A 22,173-nucleotide genomic window follows, 5' to 3' on the forward strand; every position below is an offset into this window, starting at 1 on the left:
CTTATGGTCATGACGCTGCAGATTCCAGCAATGATTTTCGATGAAATGGTAGAACATGCCCGAAGCGAGTTGCCTCATGAATGCGTTGGCATGTTGCTGGGGCAAACTGATGGTCAGGCAACACATTACATTGCATTGGTGAATGAGCTACAAAGCCCGACCAGGTTTCTGACAGAAGCAATGAGCATGTTGCGTGCAGAAAAGAAACGACGGGAACTTAACCTCGAAGTGCTGGCCATCGTGCATTCGCATCCCACTAGCGATCCGATACCGAGTCAATATGACAAAGCAGACCATTACAGCAGTGATGTGGTTTGCCTGATTCTTTCGCTCAAAGAAAAAGAACCCAACCTGCAAGGCTGGTGGATCAATCCAGATGGAGTGATGCCTGCATCGGTGGTTGTTCAGCAAGCGACCGCTTAGCTGCACCCGCGTGGGCCTCAACCACTGCCCGTGTTTTTGAAGGCACCCCACAGCATCAGGATGCCAAACAGGGCGAATGCCAGCAGGCCAAAGAGTTGTTGATAGTCCATGATAATAACCTCTTATGATTCATTTTAGAAAAAAGAAACAAATGGTTGACACCGAGGCACGAATATATATTTAGATGATTATCTAAATATCTTGGGAGTTTCCCATGTGTGCTTACCTGTTCATGTCGCTGGCTGTCCTGGCTGGTATCTCTGTACCGGTTCAATCTTCCCCTACTGAATCTCCCGTGGTCGGCCATTGGGAAGGCAAGATCACCCTTGGCGCCATCGAAATGAGAATGGGGCTAACGTTGAAAGCTGATGCTGAGGGCAAGCTTTCAGGTACCATGATCAGCGTTGATCAGGGAAATGCAGCGATGGAGATTCCGAAAGCAACATTCAAAGATAGCCTGCTGAAATTCAGCATTCCTAAGGTTGGAGCCAGCTACACGGGAAAGTTGAACGAACAAGGAACGGAACTGGCAGGCGACTTCATGCAGGGATTGATGAAGATGCCACTCACGCTGAAAAAGGTGAAGTCACTTACCAAACTCAACAGACCTCAGGAGCCTAAACCACCTTTCCCGTACACTTCGGAAGATGTCACTTACGATAATACCAAAGCGAACATCAAGCTGGCTGGCACGCTGACGTTGCCTAAGGGAAGCGGGCCGTTTCCGGTTGTCTTGTTCATCTCCGGCTCAGGGCCGCAGGATCGAGATGAAAGCCTGTTGGGACATAAGCCCTTTCTGGTGCTGGCTGATTATTTGACAAGAAAGGGCATAGCTGTACTCCGCGTTGATGATCGTGGAACGGCAAAATCGAAGGGAGATTTTGCCAGCGCCAGCAGTTTTGATTTCGCAGAAGACGTTAAGGCTGGAGTGCAGTATCTCCGATCACGCAAGGAAATTAATCCTCACCGAATCGGATTGCTGGGCCACAGTGAGGGCGGCTTGATTGCCCCCATGGTGGCCAGCGAATTGGGTGATATCGCTTTTATCGTTCTGCTCGCGGGGCCTGGTCTGCCTGGCGAAGATATTCTCTATCTGCAAGGCAAACTCATTGCCCAGGTGGAGGGGGCCAAGCCTGAACAGGTTGCATTCAATGAAGGTGTGCAGAAAAAACTCTTTGCCATCGTAAAAGCAGAACCAGCGAGTTCCCAGGTTGTGAAGAAACTGCAGCAGGCACTGAAGGAAGAAATTCATAAGCTGCCTGAAGATGTCAAAAACGAACTGGCTAAGAAAGGAACCTTGTCACAAGCCGAGTTGCAGTTAGCCAGTTTTGCCAAGCCCTGGTTCAAAACATTTATTGAATACGATCCAAGGCCGGCACTAGCCAAAGTCAAATGCCCGGTGCTGGCTATCAATGGCGAACTCGATCTGCAGGTGCCTTACAAAGAAAATCTGGAAGCTATCAGGCACGCACTGGAAAATGCCGGGAATCATCAACATGTCATCAAAGCATTTCCCCAGTTGAATCATCTGTTTCAGACCTGCAAAACAGGCTCACCTACGGAATACGGGAAGATAGAAGAAACCATGAGTCCTGAAGTGTTGGAGTTCATTGCGAAATGGATTATTTCTGTAAAGTGACAACTCTCATGCCATACTGTTAATACAGGTACTGAATACGTTCAATCACCATGCCTCGAAGCGAGTTTCCGCCTTTGAGGCGTTTTCGAAAACAAGATTTTCTTTCGCCACTTGGACAGGCGTATAATCCTCTACCCTGTTGCCCCTGGATGGTTTGTACCCAACGGGGTTGATCAACCGGAGGATCATGCATGTCAAAGCGAATCACCGTGACGGAACGACGTGCCATTTTCCAGGCACTTGTCAGCGCTCAGGATAATGGTGTGAGTGTTGGCGAATCACGTCAGCATGTGACAAAGCGTTTCCATGTAACCGAATATACCTTGCGAAAAATTGAAGATGAAGGCATTGCTCGACAATGGCCGCCTCTCGACCAGGAAGTGATTCAAAACAGGTCTCAGCTTGCTGAACGGAATTAATCACATCTGACTGCTAAGCCGATTTCCCTGTTCGAACTTCAATTTTCCGCGGCTTGGTCTTTGGCGCTTTAGGCAACGTCAGTTTCAATACTCCGTCGCTGAAGTCAGCAGTAATCTGCTCCGTATCCACTTCATCGCTAAGGATAAAGGAACGATAGAAATCTTCCTCGCGAATCTCTTCATGAATCAGACGAGCAGTGGCTGATACCGGCCAGGTTACTTTGCCAAACAGATGCAACACATTATCCTGGACACGTATTTCCAGATTTTCGGGCTTCACGCTGGGCAAATCAGCTTCCAGAACCAGTCCATCCTCAGTTTCATAAATGTCGAGTGCCGGTGTGTAGACATGGCGTGGTTCACGCACAGACTGCTGCACTGCATCTGCCTGTTGAATGGGTTCGCTCATGATGGACTCCTTTCAACCGCTGGCAGAACAGCCTCTGGCTGATCATTTTTCCTCACTGCCACTCTTACATGACGTGCTTGCCTTTCAGGCAATTTTGGAATGTGCAGCAGCAATACGCCATGTTCCAGATTGGCCTGAATTTGTTCAGCATCCGCACGTTCAGGAAGTGGTATCGAACGCACCCAGCGACCCATCCATCGTTCCTGCCGACGGTACTGCTCATCGTGAATTAATTCTGGGCGTTTGCGTTCGCCTTTAATGGTCAATTGACTTCCAGTCACCTGGATATCGAGATCGTTGACATGAACGCCTGGCATGGGCATCAGGAACTGATATTCGGTCTCTGTTTCGTAGATATTGCAACTGGGTAAAGGTTGCCAACTGGGGGAGAAATGTTGCTCCACCACGTTAAGCGTCCAATCCATCAATCGGTTCATCTGCCTTTGCAGATCATCCATCGCATCCATTCCCGGACGCCAAACCCATAGTTTCATTGCGTACACCTGCTACACAGACTTCCACGAATGAGTAATTGCAATTAGCAGACCATACGCATCAACTATTTGATTATTAGCCATAAGTCATTTACTTTTCATCGTTTACAAATTCATAATAAGGACAATCCTGAATTCATAGAATGGCGGAATGGCTGAACCGTCAAATTGACAGTCAAGTTCCCGGCTTCTGGTTGAGATTGAACATGGCAAACGAATTTGCCCAAATTGCAGTGTATCCCGGCATGTTCGACCCAGTGCACCTGGGGCATGTTGATGTTATCCGCCGTGCCAGCCAATTGTTTCCAAAACTCGTAGTTGGGGTTGGCGTCAATCCTGTCAAAAAACCTCTTTTTTCCATTGATGACAGGGTTCAGATGCTGCAACTGGCCACCCGAACGTTTACCAATGTTGAGATAAAGCCGTTCGACACCCTGGCTGTTCGCTTCGTGAGGAATGAAGGCAGCATGGTCATGATCCGTGGGTTACGGACAGTAACGGATATGGATTATGAATTCAGCATGTCGCTGACGAATCAGACACTCGACCCCCATATTCAGACCATTTTTCTCCTTTCCCATGTGCAATACACCCACCTGAGCAGTACGTTGATTCGTCAAATCGTCTCCTTCGGCGGAGACCTGAGCAAATTCCTTCCTGCCGAAGTAGTCCCGCTGGTTCGCACCAAATTAGCGAACTCGCCTGAGAGTTAATTTCTCTTTGAGACAGGCCAAAAGTGGAGTGAAATCGATAATGAAAACCGAAGTGGATTTTGCCAAGTCAGGTGGACTCGTGCCGGTGATTGCACAGGATCACGAATCTGGCCAAGTGCTGATGTTAGCCTGGATGAATGAAGAAGCCTTTCAGGAAACACTCAAAACGAGACGTGCCGTCTACTTTAGCCGAAGCCGAAACAAACTCTGGCGAAAGGGAGAAGAATCAGGGAACGTGCAACAGGTTAAAGACATCCTGATCGACTGCGATGCTGACACGATCCTGCTGAAAGTGGAACAGATCGGCGGTGCAGCCTGCCACGAGGGATATGCGAGTTGTTTCTTCAGAAAACTGAATACGGACGGGCATGTGCATGCCACCCTGGGTGAGAGGCTGTTTGACCCGAAACAGGTGTATCATAAGTAGAAAGCTGACAGCTGTCAGCTATTAGCAATCAGAAGAGGAAAGAGAATTATCAATGTCGAGTCAGATACTCAAGTTGGGACTGCCAGCGGGAAGTTTGCAGCAGGCCACCGCTGAGCTTTTTGCCAAAGCGGGGTTTAAGATCAATTTCCCCAGCCGCAGCTACTATCCTTCCATCGACGATCCGGAAATTCAGTGTACGCTGCTGCGGGCACAGGAGATGGCACGCTATGTCGAAAATGGGGCGCTCGATTGTGGTTTGACAGGCCACGATTGGGTGCTGGAAACCGGCGCTGATGTTGAAGAGATCGCTGAACTCACTTACAGCAAAATCAGCCGCAGGCCCGTTCGCTGGGTACTCGCCGTTCCGAATGATTCACCGGTGCAGACGGTTCAGGATCTTCAAGGCAAACGGATTGCCACCGAAGTGGTCCATTTGACTCGCCGATTTCTGGCACAGCATGGCGTGGAAGCTGATGTAGAATTCAGTTGGGGTGCCACCGAGGTCAAACCACCTCGCCTGGCCGATGCCATTGTCGATGTCACTGAGACAGGCAGTTCCCTCAAAGCCAATAATCTGCGTGTAGTAGCAGAACTTCTGCAATCGACTACTCGTTTCATTGCCAACAAGGATGCCCGCCGCGATCCCTGGCGGAAACAGAAAATCCTTGATGTCGTTATGCTTCTGCAAGGAGCCATGGCAGCAGAAGGTAAAGTGGGACTGATGATGAACGTCATGCGGAAAGACCTTGAAGCAGTGTTGCAACTGCTCCCTGCCCTGCAAACACCTACGATTTCCTCGCTGGCTGACCCCACTTGGGTAGACGTCAATACTATCCTCGAAGAAACAACCGTTCGAACTCTGATACCTAAATTGAAAGCTGCCGGTGCCCGTGGACTGGTGGAATACCCACTGAACAAAATTATTGACTAGGGAACACCAATGGCTCACTTGGAAAATCGCATTAAGGGAAAAGTCGTACTCATCACCGGCGGTGGCAGTGGCATTGGCCGGGCTATTGCGTGTACATTATCCCGTGAAGGCGCTCAGGTAGCAATCGCCGGCCGAAATCTCGAAAAGCTGGAAGAAACCAACCAGCTGGCTGGCGGAAAACTACTCGTAGTAGTCTGCGATGCTACGCAACATGCTCAAGTGGAAAACACGGTTTTCCAGGTGATCAAGACGTTTGGACGAATTGACATCCTGATCAACAATGCCGGTATGAATATCAAGGAACGCTACATTCGCAATCTCTCACTGGAAGGCTGGCAACAGACGATTCAGGGGAACCTGGATTCGGCATTTCTGTTCTCCCGAGCCGTGCTTCCTGGCATGCTGCAACATCGCCAGGGGCACATCATCAATATCTCATCTGTCTCGGGCAAACGGGCAAACAAGCTGGGAGGCACAGCCTACGCAGCAGCCAAATTTGGCATGACCGCGCTCAGCCATGCTATTGGCCTGGAAGAAGCGGAGAATGGCATTCGCACGACAGCCATCTGCCCCGGTGAAGTTGATACGCCAATCCTTGAGCAACGGCCCAACCCGGTGAGTGACGAACGACGTGCTATCATTCTGAAGCCTGAAGATGTTGCCGAGGCGGTGCTGTATGTTGCCAACCTCAGGCCGGGTGTCTCGGTGCCGGAGATGATCATCACTCCGACAGTACAACCCTATGCGTAATTCTCTTGCGGATTATCTATTGATGAAACAACTCTACCAGTCCCTCGTCCTTGGCTTCATTTGCTACTTCAGCACCGGCTGTTTTGTTGCACCAGGACAGACCCTGCTCACTGTACAGATCGAGCAGGATGGAACCAGCATTCTGGAATCATTATGGGGCGTATCGGACAGCCTGACGAAGCCGGAAGCCTGGAAGACTCTCGTAAACGCCACACTCGAACCAGTCAATGGCTGGCAACCCGCTGCACCCGGTGGGGACAACGCTATCGTAAAGGGACAGGTCACGATTCAGTTGAACCATACTGCAAATCCCTACATCATTCTGAAAACCGAGGAGCTGAAACTGGTGAAAGACAAGACAGGCAAATGGAAGTTATCGAAGGAGACCATTGATAAGCTGGCACAGGATGTGAAATAGCCTATAGGCTCTCAAATAGACCTAACTGCCTGTTCTTACGCACTTGATTCCAAGGCCAGACTTGCCCATTCATGGCAACGTATACGCCATGACATGCACATTGAGCAGCAGCCAGGGCAAAACCCAGGTTGAATAAAGAATCCGATTCAGTGATGGCGTAAGGCACCATGGCGCCTGTCATGATGATGGTCTTGGCCAGTTGAGCCTCTCCCAGAAGCTTGGCTGTCTCCACCATCGTATCGGTGCCATGCACCACTACTACTGCTTCTTCCGGCGCATTTTGACACGCTTTAAGGATGCGCTGGCGGTCTTCATCGTTCATGTGCAGGCTGTCTTTGAGCAGGCACACTTCGATAATGATGGGCAGTGTGACGCGAGCCTGCTTCAGAATGGCAGGAAGATGGCTTTCACGAAAAGTCAGTTCACCCCGGATGGCATCGTAATACTTGTCAAAGGTACCGCCGGTGATCAAGATGCGCAAACTCATGTTCAATTTCCAGAATGATATCGCGTATTGTAGTTAAACTGAAACCTGTCTAGAAAGTCTGCATTAGTTGCTTGCAATCTTCCCTGCACTAGCGTATCAACAGTGAATTCATCCCCGGAGTTATTCAACATGTCTTCTGATACTGTGCAATATGTACTGACCGATACCGTGCATGCCGACAAGTGGATGGATAACTGGAGCCTGACTTCACAGCAACTGCCTGGACATCATCCGGTCACACCGTGGAAACTGAGCAAGCGAACGTTGCAGGGCGGCAAACGGCATGGTGTGGACCTGATTGAACTTGATAACGGCGCTTTGCAATTGAGCATCCTGCCTACACGAGGCATGAGCATCTGGCGGGGCCAGTATCAATCGATACGACTGGGCTGGGATGCCCCCATTCATGGGCCGGTGCATCCGCAATGGGTACATCTGGAAGATCGTGGCGGGCTTGGCTGGCTCGATGGTTTTGATGAATGGATTGTCCGGTGCGGTCTGGCATTCAACGGCCCGCCTGGTGATGACCTGGGAAAATTCATCACGCTGCATGGCCGTATTGCCAACACGCCGGCACACTTTGTTGGGGTGAGAGTGCAACAGACTCCGCCTTACACCATTGAAGTTGTAGGAAGAGTACAGGAATCCAGCCTGTTTGGAGACCAACTTCACCTGACGACTATTCTGAGTACCACACCTGGAAGTAACCGTTTTACGATTCAGGATATGGTGGAGAATCGTTCCAGCCGGGAAACGGAAATGCAGATGCTTTATCACTGCAATTTCGGCCCGCCACTCCTGGGTGCAGGCAGCAGATTGAAAGTGCCTGCTGCGAAAATTACGCCTCGCGATGCTGTTGCAGCAGCGCAGATCGAAAACTTCGAATCTTATGCTGGCCCAACAACGGGCCAATCGGAACTTGTCAATTACTATCAACCCAAGGCAGATGAAAAAGGTGAGACACTGGCAGTTCTTCATGCCGCCGACCTGAACAGTGCCTGCGCTGTCCGGTTCAACACCAGAGAACTGCCCTGGTTCATTGCCTGGAAGAACACAGCATCAATACAGGATGGTTATGTTACGGGTCTTGAGCCAGCCACTGGCTTTCCGAATTTCAAAGGAGTCGAACGGAAACACCACCGGCTGGTGAAGCTGGCCGCAGGTGCGAAATGGATTGCGAGCCTGACTTTCGAGTTGGAAAACAACAAGGTAGGCGTTGAGCGATTGCTCAGCGATGTCGCCAGACTGCAGGGAACGGAATTGCCTCAAGTCTGCAGGCAGCCTGATCCTGTTTGGAGTGGCATTGAAGGAAAATAAGAGTACACTAGTTGAGACATATCACCTGGCAGTTTCATACTGGTTATCCTTATGTCCACTTTGATCGACAGGCAGTTGATGAGCCTGTATGTGACCCTGATGTTGAGCGTAGCTTGCCTGGGCTATGCGGAGTTGGGGCAGCAATTGCCTGAAACGGCAGTATTTTACCCGATCATGTTCCTGGCACTGGGTTGTGCCTATTGGGCAGAAGGCAAATTCAGCCTTTCGATCATGGTTTCCAATATCCTCGCGACCGTGGTTCTTCTGGGTAGTTTTATCTGGCTGGTAATCAACGCAGATCGAAATATCGAAAGTCTCGACGATATGGACACCATCAGAACGCTGGTGGCACGCACCGGACCTATTCTCTGCTCGCTGCTGCTGGCAAAACTGTTTCGTCCCAAGACCATCAGCGATCAGTGGCTTTTACAACTGCTCGGTCTGGTGCAGGTGATCCTGGCCAGCGTACTGGCGATGAGCAGCAGGCTCGACCGCGACGCGCCACTGTTCCCTGTGTTGATGCTCATGTACCTGGCCAGTTTGGCCTGGGCGTTTCGGCTTTTTTACATTCGCCAGCAGGTGGAACTGCTTTCACAATCTTCGGTCTCCAACCAGAAGACGGCGCAGGAAGTGCAGTGGTTCTCGCTGCAGCCTCTGGGATGGTTTTTACTGTGCTTCGTGCTGACCGTGATTATTTTCTTCTGCCTACCACGAGGTGGAATTGAAGCCAGCCTGCTGCAGGGTTTGGATGGCAGTGAAACCGGAGCCACCTCCAAAATCGATCTCAATGCAGAAGGAACCGTGGAAACCAGTGATGAAAAGGTGATGCGTGTGTGGGCCCGCAATACCAGTGGCCCGGTCGCATTGCCGGAAGGCATCAGGTTGCGAGGCTCAACACTGTGCGTGTTCAACGACAACACCAAAATCTGGGCTCCTTTTCCTGCCTCCTCGGTCATTCCACAGCAGATACCTTCCACGCCGCCCCAACTCCAACCCGGAATTACCCGGATGGAGTTTGATATTGATGTGGCTCAGGTGCAGGAACTCGGAAAACCACGCCGCTCTCGATTATCCTCGGAATACACCATTCCTCTTTACCTTGCCGATCCACCAGTCACCAACCGCAACATCGCGCGACAATTCAGTATGACTCCCATTGGCAGAATGCCCACGCCAATAAATATCAACCTTTTTGAAGGGTTATTCTGGCTCAGCAGTGGCCAGAAAATTCCCACACTTTCTTTGACACACGACTATACTGGCAAATTAAACGCTACCGAGTGGTTACAAACCATTCGTGATCTTCCAACCGATTACTTTAATTATCTGAAAATCCTCAAGAAAATTCCGGCTCGGGTTGCTGAGACCGGGAAAATAGCCACACTGAGTCTGGACGTTTTGAAGAAAGCCAACCTGACTTCAACTTCGCCCGATCGTGACAAGGCATTGGCACTGGAAAAATTCCTGGCATCACCACCTTATCAGTATTCACTGGATCGAAAGAAACAGGATACGCAGATCGATCCGACGGAAGATTTTCTGTTCAACGTCAAGGAAGGGCATTGTGAGCGTTACGCTTCGGCACTCGTCATCATGTTGAGAACTATCGGCGTTCCTGCCCGTATAGTCATTGGCTACCGCGGAGCGGAGTGGAATGATCTCGGCGGTTTTTATACCATCAGGCAATATCACGCACACGCCTGGGTAGAAGCGCTCGTGGGAGAAGAAAGGCTAGCCGATGGCACTACCCAGCTTCGCTGGCAGGTTCTGGATGCTACCCCATTTTCCACAGCACGACACAACGATGATTCATTCACCACCCCCATCACTTTTGCGAGGTTTCTCTGGGAGTTCTTCATTCTTGATTTTGCCGGGCAGGCACAACGCAACAAGCTGATGTCGCAATTGCAGAACACCCCACTGGGAAAGCTGTATGCCTGGTGGACATCACTTTCCACCCCGCAAACCATTCTGCTATTAGTGGGACTGGTTCTGTGCATGGCTGGCCTGGTCTGGCTACTGCAACGCTGGCGGAGAATCCGGAAACAACGGAAGTTGAACAGACTGAATCACGCAGAGGTCATCATTCCCTTTTATGCCCGATTCCTCAGTTGGGCACAATCGCAGGGATGGACAAAATCTAAACATCAGACTCCATCAGAATTTGCTTCGGTAGTGCAAGCGAAACTGCAGCAGGCCAAAGTTGCCGATTCCATTGCCAGCATTCCTGCTGCACTTGTACCTCCGTATTATGCGGTAAGGTTTGGTGGCCAGTCATTGAACAGCGCTGATTCAAGTTCTCTCAACGACCAGTTGAAAACTCTGCAAACCTGTCTGAAATCCACCTGAGGTTTTCCATCGCATGGCACATCCGCATCTCGTTTCATCGGCAGATACAGGACTGCTGGTCATTGACGTTCAGGAAAAACTGTTCCACATGGTGATCCGGAACGAAGCGGTGGAACGCGATATCCTGTTCATGATCGATGCTGCCCAGGCCGTCAACATTCCCATCCTGGCGACGGAGCAGTATCCCAAGGGGCTTGGTGGAACCATTAGCAGTGTGGCCAGCAAGCTGTCTGGTCCCAAGCCAGACAAGCTCAGTTTCAGTTGCTGTGGCAACCCGGAAGTAGTCCAGTTTTTCAAGAAGGAAGTTCGACCCAAGCTGATTTTGATTGGCATCGAAACACATGTATGCGTTCAGCAAACCGCTCTCGATCTGTTAACTCATGGCTTTGAAGTATTCCTGCCTGTCGACGCCGTTTCGTGCCGATATCCACTGGATCATCACACCGGGTTAAGGCGCATGGAACAGGCAGGTGTGGTTCTGACCACCGTGGAAGCACTGGCTTTTGAATTGGTTGGTGCAGCGGGTACACCGGAATTCAAGACAATCAGTAAGCTTGTGCAGGAACGGATGAAACACCTTGCTGCAAACGCTGTAAATCATTGACCGGCAACGCTCGATAAGCATTTTCACAAAGTGCTACGCCTTGATGCAATACACTGTTTCGCCATGCGAACGAAGGTGGAATGAAGGTTTCCTGAACCAATTTCTTGGCTGCCTGATATCGTTTGTCGTCGGGATCAAGTGCGTAGTGTGATCGAAGTTCTTCCACCAGCGAACGCAGCACACGCACGCCTCCATAGGTACCGAACTCAGCAGCAGCATATCGATAGTTGGCCTGCGGGAAAATGATCTGTTTCATCCAGGGACCTATCGTTCCCCTGGCAAGGTAAGCTGTTGATTGTGAAGTAACTGGTTCCACCATGTCGCGTGGAGCCCAGGCGTTCCACCACTGATAGTCATCATCACCAACTTGGGAATCAATCAACAGGCGTCCCGAGGCCCATTTGCCAAGACCTGTATGGAAATCGAGATGAACGATATTTCGTGCACCGGGCACCACTACTGCAGTTTTCCACTGCAGGTGAGTCAGCGTTTGAGAAGGTGCTTTACCCCCAAAAAAGAGACCTTCGGGAAACTCATACTGACCCACCGGTAGACTGGCTTGCAATGCCGCTTTGCTGTATCGGCTGATCAGCCACCATGCCTCAAGGTAGAAATTGTGATAGATTCTGCGTGGACGATGCGGATTGAAAGTCTGGTAGACATATCGAAACAGTGGATGAGACCCCTGGTACTTCTCACCGGGAAGCAGGAAATTGCGATTTAGATCGATATTATCTTCATTGGCCCGACGAACCCAGGCGTAGCCAAATGGGTTAAGCGCATGGAGGAAAAGAATACCCTGATGGGGGTCCGGTTTCTTTGAAGCCAGTCGATTCAGCAGTTCCAGTTGCACTGCTGAGCCGAACGGCCCCTCAGTGCCGTGCAAACCCGAAGAAACGATCAACCAATTCGCAGCATGCGGATTTCCCCAGCGGGCAACATCGATGTTTAATTCAGTCTGCCTGGGGCCCGGTGCCTGAAGAGGCCAGCTTTCCACATCACAATGAGCATGATGAGCAGCTTCAAGAAATCGTTCGCGAGCCTCCGCATAACCGGAGGGGAATAAGTGCACTTTCAGAGCTGAAGCAGGTTTATGGCGAAGCATGTGCATGACATCAGCCCCAGTATATTTAACTGGAAGAATGAGTCTTGTACCCTCCAGCTTAAACCAAAGAACCCCACAATGCATGAAATCCTGTTGCTTTTTAACTATCTTCCCATCATCATTCCTCGTTACAATCAGCAAGAGAGAAGTTAAGAATAAAGCAGCACCTGAGTGAGTTCGATGCTGCCTTTTGATAATCAGCCCTCGCATGAAATATCTCGTTCGTCATGGTGTGAACCGGTTTCTTGGTGAGTTTGAACCTGTTGATGACGCACTCTATCAGCGTTCTCAACATGTAATCATTCAATCGCAACGTGGAACGGAAACCGGCATCGTGCTGTGTGAAATCGATGATCGCTGCAAGCAGTTCCTGATAGATCCATCTAGCGGAAAAATCCTTCGAACCGTGACAAAAGAAGACCAGCAGAAATGCCTGGAATGCATTTCACTCCAAAAGAAAGAATATGATGTCGGGACTGAGATTATTCAGCAGTTGCAGATACCCATAGATCTGGTTGATGTCGAACACTTGTTGGGAAATGAACGGATTGTATTTTATTTCCTGGTACGACCGCCAGAAAAGCGCGTGGATTTTCGAGATCTGGTCAAAGAACTGGGACGAGCTTTTCACACCAGAATTGAAATGCGACAGATTGGTATTCGGGATGAAGCCAAACTCCTGGCAGATTACGGTGATTGTGGCAAGCCCGTTTGCTGCAATACCCATCTGACTGTCTTGCCTCCCGTTTCCATGCGGATGGCCAAACTGCAGAAATCGACTCTCGACCCGAACAAGATCTCAGGCCGATGTGGCCGACTCAAATGCTGCCTGAGGTATGAATTCGATGTTTATGAAGAACTACAGCAACAATTGCCAACCGTTGGCAGCATGGTAGTAACCAAACAGGGCAAAGCCAGAGTACTGGCATTGGAACTGCTGGCTCGTAAGTTATTAGTCATGTTGGAAGACAACAGGAAAGTCATGATACCAGCAGAAGATGTCTTAACGGTCCTGCAGACAGAACGTGCCCAGCGTCATACTGCTGATGACCAGGTGGATGACGAACGATGAGCGAACCATCACCCCAGCAATTACTGTTGGAACTATGCCGGCGCGATTCACGATATCCCTTTGAAGCATACGAGTATCTCTTTGCAGCGCTGGGTTACGTACAGCAGGAAATGAAGAAGAGTGGCAAGTTCAAAGATGGGCCTTCACACATTACCGGGCAGCAGTTGGCCGAAGGCTGCAGGGATTTCGCCATCCAGGAATTCGGCATGATGGCAGGCACCGTTTTTAAATCATGGAATATCCGCTCTACTGCAGACATTGGTGAAATGGTCTATAACCTGATCGATTGCGAACTGATGTCAAAGACCGATACTGATCGCAAGGAAGATTTTCATGATGTTTACGATATAGATCAGGCCTTTTCACAACGGTACAGCTTTATGCTGGCGTGATCATGGCAGGCCAGGTCACATTCAAGCTGATTAAGACAGGCTGTTCATTTTCCACACCGATTAACGTAACACCCGCATTGGCAAATTTCATGGTCCGGGCAAACTTCATGGGCAAACCCATTATGTCAGCCACGAATACACGGTTAACAATTTGATGCCCGATTACCGCAATCGATTCGCCTGCATGCTGTTTCAGCAGGGAGTGAAACACAGGCCTTACACGTGAAAGCACCTGGTTGAAATTCTCACCCCCAGCATAGCCAAAGGTGTCGGGGTGATTGATAAACAGCTGATAGGCTTCGGGTTCGTTGGCTTTGATATCAGGCCAGGTGCGATTCTCCCAGCGCCCGACGCTGCCTTCGCGAAGATCATCCAGTGGTGTAACGGACAGGGCATGTGGCTGTGCAACAATCGAAGCGGTCTGCATGGCTCGCTTCATCGGACTGGAATAGATCGCCCGCAACGGCACCGATTGCAGCAACTGCTTTGCGCCGAAAGATTGTCTGATACCCAGATCCACGAGCGGTTCATCCACCTCCGATCCCTGAAGTCGGTATGGTGTTTCGAGATTGAGTCGTGTCGCGCCATGGCGAAGAAGAAACAGACAGGTTTTCATGAAGTTTGGCCATCCAGAAGCCATCTAAGAAGGAGATCGCTTTGCCGCAGATCCGGAAGGATGATATCGACCCCTGCCCTGAGCAACTGCTCTTTTCTCCAGGGATTGTATTGGCCAGGCTCGTCATGGTCGTAGGCGATGCCAATAGCCAGTCCTCCGCGATCTTTGGTCAGCCTGGTTTCGACGTAACCATCACCGATATTCAGAAGAGAAGAACCAGGCGCTTTCTGCCTGCTGAGCATGTCGTCGCAGGCTTTTGCTTTGGAAAAGCTGCTGGCATCACTTTCCGGCCCTGCAATACCTTCCGTGAAATAATCCACCAAACCAAGGAGCTCCGATTCACTGTGCAGATCGCGCAAGTCGGTTCCACTGGCCAGTAGCATGGGAATCTGTCTGACTTTCAACTGGTTCAGCATTTCTCTTGAGCCGGGAACCATCCAGGCGTCAGCCTGCCTGGAATTCAGTATCTGCTGTTTGCGCTGGTTCACCGTGGCTAAAAGCCGTTCCAGGTATCGCACCTTGTACTGGCTCGCAGTTGCAGGAGTGCCCTGTCGCAACGCCACTTCATCCACCAACGCCTGCATTTGCATGATCGTTGGCTGACCATTCAGCTTCAAAACCCATTCAGTCACTTTGGCTGTCAGATTATCCAGAGTTTCGGAGGTTCCCTGCAAAGGCAACAGCTCCTCTACCATCATGGGGATCATGACCTGATCCCAGCCTTCGCGCAGCAGTGATAATGTGCCATCGAAATCGATCATGGCGACTTTGATGTTTCGCGAATGTAATTCAGGGTTGATGACTTCCGCTTGCAGTTTTTCCGGCTTGTTACTGACATCCATCAGGCGGGTAATCCTTGTCAAAAGAAACTGGACTTTGATCCTTGAGTCATGATAGTGTTAGAGGATAAGTCGGAGTAAAAAACACGTGTCCGCATCCCTGGCAACTGACAGGTTTTATCTGGTATCATTTGGCATCAATGGAATGATCGGATGCTTTGCATCATCCGAAACAGACAACGATTACGAACGTGGCACGGAAGTCATGATTCAGACCGAACGAGGCAAGGAAAAAGGAGTAATTCTTCGTCAAACTGCCTGGCTGGAGATCGGGTCGCCCACTGTTTCCCTTGGATCTGGCCGCATTCTCAGCCGATACAATTCATGGCATGAAGTGCCTTTCGAAGAGCATCTTTCACGTTTATTTGAAGGGGCAGGGAAGATCATCCAAACATTATTTCTTCCGGTACAGATTGTCGATATTGAACAGATCCTGCATCCGCCAACAATAATCGTTCACATCATTCAGTTCGGTCCTTTTGATGATGTCTCGCTTCGCACCGAGTTGGAACGTCGCTGGAATGTCCCGATTCAATTGATGAATCTGACGAACCAGGAGACACTCCTGGAAACACAAGTCGAAACGTGTGGTAACTCGCAGGGGTGTTCCAGTTGCAGTTCGGGTGGATGTGGCAAGGAAAACTGTGGCAGTGGATTGTGTCACAGCCAGAGTGAATCGCATCAGCATTTTCAGAAGGAATGGCAAAGCTACCTGGCAGAGCGTCGCAGCCAGACAGCTTGGAAGGACGATACTGCCTAAGCAAATAGCTATTCGGCTTCCTTTTCTTCCATCTGCTCTTTAACCGGCATCACAAAGTGAGTGATACTTTTTTCCTTTTTGAGCCGTTCTGCATGTGCTTCGGCTTCGGCTTTGCGTGGATATTCATACTTGGCAACAGCCTGGCTGGAATTGTTGAAAACCGTCCAGACAATCCGCATACGGACATTGGCTTTGGAGGATCGCTTGGTTTTCCTGACTTTGGGAGTCGCTGATTTTTCCTTCACTTTTGCAGTTTTCTTCTTTTTCTTCGTACCGGAGTCATCGTCACCGGCGGCGGTATCCGTATCTTTTTCTTCAAGACGTTCAGCAGCTTCTGCCTGTGCTCGAAGAGCTTTACGGTCCATTACACGCTTGGCCATGTTCTTCTCCGGGTCTAGCTTTCCTGAAATAGGTGCTGCCAATCAAAATGTCAGAGTATTATTACTCAGTAATGCTGCAAGTGGCGAGGTTGATGCATGTCTGAAATCACTCGGAAACCTGTCTTTCTGACATTTCTCTGCGGTGTACTGGTACTGATAGCAGGGGCAGCGACGCGGTTTTATTATTTTTCTGAATATCAGCCGGTTGATGCTCCTGGTTTGCAGGCCTGGCAGGTTCAGGGAAGCACGCCAACCAGCCAATCACCTGATCTGACGGAAACGGATCAATTGGTCAATAACATCAAGCAGCATGGCTATCTCGACGGGTTTATCGCTCGAACACCACTTGGACCAGATAAAGAAGAGGCGACAGCGCATCGAGCACCACTTTTCCCCATGTTTCGTGCTGCAGTGGAATTGGGAGCAGAACAACTCAAGGATTATGTGGAAATCAGCAGTGCTGCTGCATTGAGATGGGTTCATTTACTGCTCGGCAGTTTGACCTGCCTGCTCTATTACATCATCGCGCTGAGGGGTTTTGGACGTAATCATTTCCTGGCTCTGGTTGTTGGTTTTGCTACAGCAGCATACCCCTTTTGGATCATCAACACCGGGGAATTGGAGGATGGCGTCCTGGTAACTTTCCTGTTGGCTTGGGCCTTGAGTCTGGCGATTGGCTTAGGCCAGAAAGGCGGAGTGATTCGTTCAGTACTGTTTGGTCTGGTGCTGGCAGCCCTGGTGTTAACACGTGCCAGCCTGTTGCCGCTGGTTATTGTCTTTCAGTTGTGGTTTTTCTTACGCTGTCGGTATGTATCGCATGGCTGGCTATGTGGCATTCTGACATTGGCGAGTTTTGCTGCAGGTTTAACCCCCTGGCTTTTGCATTGTTATCAGCAATTCAAAACACCAGTTCCGGTGGTTACCAGTGCCTGGCTGCATTTGTGGATTGGCAACAATACTGACAGCAATGGCGGCGAATACCAGTGGAGAATGAAGAACAAACTCGACAAGGACTTGGTCAAAAAGCTCGAGTCCACGCAGCAGGCTGAACGTTATACCATGCTCGCAGAAACTGTATTGCAGAACATGGTCGAGAATCCGGTTGAAACCTTCAAACGCCGGGTACGTGGCGGATTACAGTTTTTCCTGGGTTCGAACAACTTATCAGGAGCAGCTTCATTCTGGCCCGGAAACAAAACTATGACTCCGCCAGAATGGCTCAGACCAGTTATGTTGATTTCCATGATGGGCATGTACGCCCTAGTTGTTCTGGGTTGGCGTTGGTCTTATGGGTGGAAATTTGCTTCTGCACCAGTTTCGCTGGTTATTTACTGGTTGCCTATCCCCTATTTTCTCAGTCATGCCGATGCGATGCATACATCGCGATTACCCATGGATGGTGTACTGATCCTCTTGGCAGTTATCGGATTGGTCGCCTGGATACCCTTCGTTGGTGGTAAACTGTTACGAGGAGAGGAAACAGGGAACGCGTGATCGGTACGAAAGTATGGTAATGTGCATGCAATCCGGTTGTATTTGTCCATAAAACAATTACATTCATGATAGCGTATTCTCACAATCCTTCCGCAATCATGGAAAACTTCACCAGGTACTGATTCGCAGATGTCAGTAGGTCAACTCATACTTGATGGTCGTTACGAGATCGTAAAACTCCTCGGTGAAGGAGGCATGGGTAGGGCATTTCTTGCCAATGATCACAAGTACAAGGCATCTGTAGTAATCAAGGCGATGCATCAGCGCTTTGTGCATGACCTGCGATTCCATGAGTTGTTCACACGGGAAATGGAATTCCTGAGTCAGTTTCAGCATCCCCATGTGGTATCGCTTTTAAAGACTGGTGTTGATCCAGCCATTGGGCCATTTCTGGTTATGGAATTTCTCGATGGTAGACCCTTAGGAGATATTCTGGACGAAACGCCGGTGTTATCCCCCCGGCGGGTTGGCAGGCTGCTGGTTCAATTATGCAAGGCACTGCAGGCTGCCCATAATCGGGGGATAATTCACCGTGATATCAAGCCAAACAACATGATGATTCTGGCACCAGCTACCCCCCAGGAGAAGCTCAAGGTACTCGACTTCGGATTGGCCAAGCTGACGGCGGCACCACATCTGACTTTGGAAGAACTGAAAGGACAGAATCGGGGTTTGAAGGCTGTAGGCACACCTGAGTACATGAACCCGGAGCAGATGCGTGGCAATGAAGTGGATCATCGTGCCGATTTCTATTCTGTTGGTGTGCTACTCTACGAAATGCTGACAGGTCGCAGGCCTTTTGATCATCCAAAAGAACACGAACTGATGCAGATGCATCTGAAATCAGCGCCACCCACCTTCAAGGAAGCAGGACTTCCCGCTGGCGCCTGTAAACCCGAAGTGGAACAGGTGGTGATGGCCTGCCTGAGCAAGTACCCCATGGATCGACCGCGGGATGCACGTGAACTGGCTGTCCGGTTCATGGATGCACTCGGGGAAAAAATCAAAACGGATGGTTTTGAAGAACCGAAATCCGTAACTTCCCGTTCTTCCACTCCCAGTGCTCTGGAAATCGCATTGCATAATGCGAAGGACTGTGCTCAACTGGAAGCGTGGATGCCTGAATCGATAGCTGTCTTGAAACTTCGCAGTTTCCTGCTTGAATTTCATGGAGAAGTGGTAGAAAGTATTCCCGGCCTGGTCCGCAGCAAGTTGTGGATTGGAGGGCCACCTGCCCCACCTCCACAACCTACTCTTTTCATGAAATTGAAGCTGGCCAAGCCACCGGAAGTACCACCGCCTCCGCCACGGGCTGAACTCGATCTCTTCATGCAGAAACAGGATAACAATGGCAATCGTCTGAATATCACCGTTTCATTGCGCAAGCCCGAAGATTGCCCTACCTGGTTGCATACCAAGTGGAAATCGTACTACGACTCAGTGGTGAACGGACTTTGCTCACATCTGATGGCTACCAAAGTGACGTGATTGACATTCCACGTGAAATTCTGCCGGTGATTGATCTGAAGAATGGCCAGGTTGTCCACGCGTTTGCAGGCCAGAGAGATTTGTATCAACCACTTATCAGCTGCTGGTCGCCGCAAGCTCATCATCCCATCGCACTGACCGAAGCACTCTTCACTCATCTGGGGCTGCGTGAATACTACGTTGCTGATCTGGATGCAATCGAACGACGAACCAGTCAGCATGGGGAAATTTTCGAGCAACTAATAGAGCGAGGCTTTTCACTCTGGCTGGATGCTGGGGTTACGAATATTGATGAAGTGGAGTTGTACTTCAAGATCGGCATCCACAAGATCATCATTTCGAGTGAGTGCCTGTTAGAGTTGAGTCTGTTGCAGGTTGCAGTTCATCAGTTCGGGACTGAACGCATTATTTTTTCGTTGGACTTGAAGCATGGTCAACTGCAAGGGTTAAATGCATTGGTAAACCGCGAGCCTGAAAATATCCTCCAACAGGCCATGCAATGGGGAGTAGATCGCTTCATACTTCTGGATGTAGCGAACGTGGGCACCGCCCAGGGGCCGTCTTTACTGGATTGGTGCAGAAAACTGAAAAGTATGAAGCCTGACTGCAAGCTCATTACCGGCGGAGGTGTTCGCCATCGTGCTGATATCAACCTCCTACTGGATGCAGGAGCAGACAGAGTGCTGATTTCCACCTGGCTGCATACCAACACCCAGTCCTGACCAGGTTTCTTCACCACGATTTGCTGTTCACCCATTGCGTCGCATGATCGGTTGCCTGGTTCATGCGACGTTTGAGTTCCTGGGCATATTCCTGCATGGCATCGCGGGAAAGATGGGCAGGAACCACCAGAGGTTCACCGGCTATTCCTGCAGCCCGGCTAAACGGATATGGGACACCAAATCGATCCCAGCTCCTGGCATACCAGGCATGGTGATAGCTGACGCCGATGGGTACGATGGGAAAACCCGTTCTGGATGCCAGGAAAATAGAACCTAACTGTACTTCACGGCGTGGGCCACGTGGTCCATCAGGCGTAATCGCCAGGTGGCCACGATGAGCAGCTTCGAGCATTTTCAAGAGCGCCACCACACCGCTGCGGGCTGTTGAACCGCGAACGGTTTTCATTCCCAGTCGCTGAACTACACCTGCTATCAATTCACCATCGGCATGCTGACTGATCAGGACTGCCACATTGGAATGATGACCATACCGGCCTGCCATGTAGAGGATGGCTTCATGCCAGAAGGCATAGATGTATCGATGTTGAATGCGCGGATGATCGGGACGCAGTTCAGGAGTAGTAAGATATTCGCGCGTGCGCACCGTACTCATCAAACTACGCACGGTGGCAGCGATAGTAAGACTGCCGAATTTGAGCATGCCTGGATGACGGAGCTTCATGCTTTCCCTTTCCACCGCTTCTCCCCCTCCCGTATGGGAGAGGGGAGAAGGTGGTTACTGCCAGGAGTCGAGAAGAAACTGACCTGGCAGCGTTGGCCACTCCCTTGGCCACCACTTTCGAGCATGTTCCGCATTGTCACCTGTGCGAATGCTACGCGATGGCCCCTGCTCTGCCAAGAAGATTCTTTTATTTCATGGATCAACGTTCACCAGGATTTTTAACGGTTCCGTCTGCCCTCGAAGAAACAGACTCACCTTCGCATCGGCTGGCACTTCCTGGGAAGCATCCAGTTTGATCTGCAGAGTTACCGAAGCTGCAGCCTGGGCTGTCATATTCACGATCAATCCAGGGCTGGCTTCGTATCGTTCAATGTCTACTCCTTGACCATGCTGATCACGTACCGTTACCGATCGGCTGGCAGCTACCGACCTCGATAAAGAAACCAGATAGGGCGAGACAACATATCGTGATTTCGCCTTCTTGACGACGCTGATAGGTATGCGCAATACAGGATACTCAGCGTCATCGGTATAGATGATTACTTCATGATCATGCCTGCCCGTCGGTATGTCTTCCCGAACATTCACTTGCAGTGCATACTGTGGCTGAGGCTGTTTTGCGATTGGCTCAATCCAGCTGACATCCAGATACGGTGAAGTACGTTCCAGCTTCACAGGGCGAAAAGTCTTGGCCCGTTTGTCCAGAATGGTGATGGTTTGAGGCCGGGGCTTCTCGCCGTAACTGGTAATGGACGTTGGAGTCACAATCAATTCCTGAATAACTCGCGCAGTGATGACGAAAGGCTGCTCTTTGATTTGACCATTTTCAGGAAACCGAAGTTTCAATCCAAACGTGGTGGGGCCTTCGCTGGCCGACAGCGAATTGATTTCAAGTTTCAGAATGCCCGTTGCCCCGGGTGACAAGGTTGAAGGTTCAAGCACCGGTCGAACACAGCCGCAACTGGCCTTGATTTCCTGAACGGAAATGGGTTCAGCAGAACTGTTCGTCACCTTGATCTGATGTGAAAACACCTGGCCTGTCTTGATATCACCCAGATCAAGATAGGCAGGCGTAAACTGGAGTTGACCCTGCGCTGGGCAATAAAGCAACAATCCCAAGATGTTTGCCAGCACGAATTTATGCATGATCATAATCCTCCGATCAACTGAGGTATAAATCGAAATTCAATTTCTGGCAACACCAGCATTCAGGCCACCCATTCACATGAACGCCGTCAATTTT

General features: G+C 50.2%; 26 protein-coding genes. 17 read left to right on the forward strand and 9 right to left on the reverse strand.

Annotated features, from left to right (window positions below; all coding sequences use genetic code 11):
* The first annotated feature begins 3 nt into the window (after positions 1 to 3).
* The 3 genes from JNJ77_16405 to JNJ77_16415 all read left to right on the forward strand — a co-directional run bounded on the left by JNJ77_16405 (position 4) and on the right by JNJ77_16415 (position 2,481).
* A complete protein-coding gene (locus JNJ77_16405) occupies positions 4 to 423 on the forward strand; it encodes a M67 family metallopeptidase (GenBank protein ID MBL8824169.1) in 420 nt (139 codons plus the stop codon).
* Between the two features lie 232 nt (positions 424 to 655).
* Entirely contained in the window at positions 656 to 2,062 is a 1,407-nt protein-coding gene (locus JNJ77_16410; protein ID MBL8824170.1) for an alpha/beta hydrolase, read from the forward strand.
* A gap of 191 nt (positions 2,063 to 2,253) precedes the next feature.
* Positions 2,254 to 2,481: a hypothetical protein gene (locus JNJ77_16415; GenBank protein ID MBL8824171.1), complete on the forward strand. Its 228-nt coding sequence runs from the start codon at positions 2,254 to 2,256 to the stop codon at positions 2,479 to 2,481.
* 13 nt (positions 2,482 to 2,494) lie between these two features.
* On the opposite strand, the gene JNJ77_16420 is transcribed toward JNJ77_16415, so the two are convergent.
* A complete protein-coding gene (locus tag JNJ77_16420) occupies positions 2,495 to 2,890 on the reverse strand; it encodes an Hsp20/alpha crystallin family protein (protein ID MBL8824172.1) in 396 nt (131 codons plus the stop codon).
* Entirely contained in the window at positions 2,887 to 3,384 is a 498-nt protein-coding gene (locus JNJ77_16425; protein ID MBL8824173.1) for an Hsp20/alpha crystallin family protein, read from the reverse strand. The genes JNJ77_16420 and JNJ77_16425 overlap by 4 nt, the downstream gene beginning before the upstream one ends.
* Positions 3,385 to 3,590: 206 nt before the next feature.
* Between JNJ77_16425 and coaD the strand changes: the two genes are divergently transcribed.
* The 5 genes from coaD to JNJ77_16450 are packed head-to-tail and all read left to right on the forward strand — an operon-like array spanning position 3,591 to position 6,623.
* Positions 3,591 to 4,097: a pantetheine-phosphate adenylyltransferase gene (coaD, locus tag JNJ77_16430; GenBank protein MBL8824174.1), complete on the forward strand. Its 507-nt coding sequence runs from the start codon at positions 3,591 to 3,593 to the stop codon at positions 4,095 to 4,097.
* A 40-nt stretch (positions 4,098 to 4,137) separates the two neighbouring features.
* Positions 4,138 to 4,524 (forward strand): phosphoribosyl-AMP cyclohydrolase, encoded by a 387-nt coding sequence (gene hisI, locus JNJ77_16435; protein MBL8824175.1) that lies wholly within the window; start codon positions 4,138 to 4,140, stop codon positions 4,522 to 4,524.
* 52 nt (positions 4,525 to 4,576) lie between these two features.
* A complete protein-coding gene (locus JNJ77_16440; GenBank protein MBL8824176.1) occupies positions 4,577 to 5,455 on the forward strand; it encodes an ATP phosphoribosyltransferase in 879 nt (292 codons plus the stop codon).
* A gap of 9 nt (positions 5,456 to 5,464) precedes the next feature.
* The gene (locus JNJ77_16445; protein ID MBL8824177.1) at positions 5,465 to 6,205 is read left to right on the forward strand and encodes an SDR family oxidoreductase; all 741 of its coding nucleotides are present in this window, start codon (positions 5,465 to 5,467) and stop codon (positions 6,203 to 6,205) included.
* Positions 6,206 to 6,227: 22 nt separating this feature from the next.
* Entirely contained in the window at positions 6,228 to 6,623 is a 396-nt protein-coding gene (locus tag JNJ77_16450; protein ID MBL8824178.1) for a hypothetical protein, read from the forward strand.
* A 1-nt stretch (position 6,624) separates the two neighbouring features.
* Here the strand turns inward: JNJ77_16450 and JNJ77_16455 are convergent, their stop codons facing one another.
* A complete protein-coding gene (locus JNJ77_16455) occupies positions 6,625 to 7,110 on the reverse strand; it encodes an asparaginase (GenBank protein MBL8824179.1) in 486 nt (161 codons plus the stop codon).
* Between the two features lie 129 nt (positions 7,111 to 7,239).
* On the opposite strand from JNJ77_16455, the gene JNJ77_16460 reads away from it, so the two are divergent.
* Genes JNJ77_16460 through JNJ77_16470 form a run of 3 tightly spaced genes read left to right on the forward strand, consistent with a single transcriptional unit; the run spans position 7,240 to position 11,380 of the window.
* The gene (locus tag JNJ77_16460; protein ID MBL8824180.1) at positions 7,240 to 8,427 is read left to right on the forward strand and encodes an aldose 1-epimerase family protein; all 1,188 of its coding nucleotides are present in this window, start codon (positions 7,240 to 7,242) and stop codon (positions 8,425 to 8,427) included.
* Positions 8,428 to 8,478: 51 nt separating this feature from the next.
* Entirely contained in the window at positions 8,479 to 10,776 is a 2,298-nt protein-coding gene (locus JNJ77_16465; GenBank protein MBL8824181.1) for a transglutaminase domain-containing protein, read from the forward strand.
* Positions 10,777 to 10,789: 13 nt separating this feature from the next.
* Positions 10,790 to 11,380, forward strand: a complete 591-nt coding sequence (locus JNJ77_16470) for an isochorismatase family protein (protein ID MBL8824182.1) — start codon at positions 10,790 to 10,792, stop codon at positions 11,378 to 11,380.
* Here JNJ77_16470 and JNJ77_16475 read toward each other — a convergent pair.
* Complete coding sequence (locus JNJ77_16475; GenBank protein ID MBL8824183.1) at positions 11,322 to 12,491, reverse strand: DUF2817 domain-containing protein; 1,170 nt, start codon at positions 12,489 to 12,491, stop codon at positions 11,322 to 11,324. The two genes, JNJ77_16470 and JNJ77_16475, sit on opposite strands and share 59 nt — an antisense overlap.
* A gap of 202 nt (positions 12,492 to 12,693) precedes the next feature.
* On the opposite strand from JNJ77_16475, the gene JNJ77_16480 reads away from it, so the two are divergent.
* Positions 12,694 to 13,557, forward strand: a complete 864-nt coding sequence (locus JNJ77_16480; GenBank protein MBL8824184.1) for a signal peptidase — start codon at positions 12,694 to 12,696, stop codon at positions 13,555 to 13,557.
* Positions 13,554 to 13,949 carry a hypothetical protein gene (locus JNJ77_16485; protein ID MBL8824185.1) on the forward strand — a complete coding sequence of 132 codons (396 nt, stop codon included), beginning with the start codon at positions 13,554 to 13,556 and terminating at the stop codon, positions 13,947 to 13,949. The genes JNJ77_16480 and JNJ77_16485 overlap by 4 nt, the downstream gene beginning before the upstream one ends.
* Here the strand turns inward: JNJ77_16485 and JNJ77_16490 are convergent.
* Together JNJ77_16490 and JNJ77_16495 are read right to left on the reverse strand one after the other, a co-directional pair.
* On the reverse strand, positions 13,936 to 14,565 hold the full coding sequence (locus JNJ77_16490) for a histidine phosphatase family protein (protein ID MBL8824186.1): 630 nt from the start codon (positions 14,563 to 14,565) through the stop codon (positions 13,936 to 13,938). The genes JNJ77_16485 and JNJ77_16490 overlap by 14 nt on opposite strands.
* Positions 14,562 to 15,407, reverse strand: coding sequence for an HAD family hydrolase (locus JNJ77_16495; protein ID MBL8824187.1), 846 nt, complete (start codon positions 15,405 to 15,407; stop codon positions 14,562 to 14,564). Before JNJ77_16495 ends, JNJ77_16490 begins: the two co-directional genes overlap by 4 nt.
* A gap of 85 nt (positions 15,408 to 15,492) precedes the next feature.
* Between JNJ77_16495 and JNJ77_16500 the strand changes: the two genes are divergently transcribed.
* Positions 15,493 to 16,164: a hypothetical protein gene (locus JNJ77_16500; GenBank protein ID MBL8824188.1), complete on the forward strand. Its 672-nt coding sequence runs from the start codon at positions 15,493 to 15,495 to the stop codon at positions 16,162 to 16,164.
* An 8-nt stretch (positions 16,165 to 16,172) separates the two neighbouring features.
* Here JNJ77_16500 and JNJ77_16505 read toward each other — a convergent pair whose 3' ends face one another.
* Positions 16,173 to 16,544 carry a hypothetical protein gene (locus JNJ77_16505; GenBank protein MBL8824189.1) on the reverse strand — a complete coding sequence of 124 codons (372 nt, stop codon included), beginning with the start codon at positions 16,542 to 16,544 and terminating at the stop codon, positions 16,173 to 16,175.
* A 96-nt stretch (positions 16,545 to 16,640) separates the two neighbouring features.
* On the opposite strand from JNJ77_16505, the gene JNJ77_16510 reads away from it, so the two are divergent.
* The 3 genes from JNJ77_16510 to JNJ77_16520 all read left to right on the forward strand — a co-directional run bounded on the left by JNJ77_16510 (position 16,641) and on the right by JNJ77_16520 (position 20,248).
* Positions 16,641 to 18,038 (forward strand): hypothetical protein, encoded by a 1,398-nt coding sequence (locus JNJ77_16510; GenBank protein ID MBL8824190.1) that lies wholly within the window; start codon positions 16,641 to 16,643, stop codon positions 18,036 to 18,038.
* A 129-nt stretch (positions 18,039 to 18,167) separates the two neighbouring features.
* Positions 18,168 to 19,526 carry a serine/threonine protein kinase gene (locus JNJ77_16515; protein ID MBL8824191.1) on the forward strand — a complete coding sequence of 453 codons (1,359 nt, stop codon included), beginning with the start codon at positions 18,168 to 18,170 and terminating at the stop codon, positions 19,524 to 19,526.
* Positions 19,523 to 20,248 carry a hypothetical protein gene (locus JNJ77_16520; protein MBL8824192.1) on the forward strand — a complete coding sequence of 242 codons (726 nt, stop codon included), beginning with the start codon at positions 19,523 to 19,525 and terminating at the stop codon, positions 20,246 to 20,248. Before JNJ77_16515 ends, JNJ77_16520 begins: the two co-directional genes overlap by 4 nt.
* A 10-nt stretch (positions 20,249 to 20,258) precedes the next feature.
* On the opposite strand, the gene JNJ77_16525 is transcribed toward JNJ77_16520, so the two are convergent.
* Positions 20,259 to 20,930 (reverse strand): lysophospholipid acyltransferase family protein, encoded by a 672-nt coding sequence (locus JNJ77_16525; GenBank protein ID MBL8824193.1) that lies wholly within the window; start codon positions 20,928 to 20,930, stop codon positions 20,259 to 20,261.
* Positions 20,931 to 21,122: 192 nt separating this feature from the next.
* The gene (locus JNJ77_16530; GenBank protein ID MBL8824194.1) at positions 21,123 to 22,076 is read right to left on the reverse strand and encodes a DUF1573 domain-containing protein; all 954 of its coding nucleotides are present in this window, start codon (positions 22,074 to 22,076) and stop codon (positions 21,123 to 21,125) included.
* Positions 22,077 to 22,173 lie beyond the last annotated feature (97 nt).

It is taken from the genome of Planctomycetia bacterium (genome assembly GCA_016795155.1).
In the GTDB taxonomy this organism is placed as follows: domain Bacteria; phylum Planctomycetota; class Planctomycetia; order Gemmatales; family HRBIN36; genus JAEUIE01.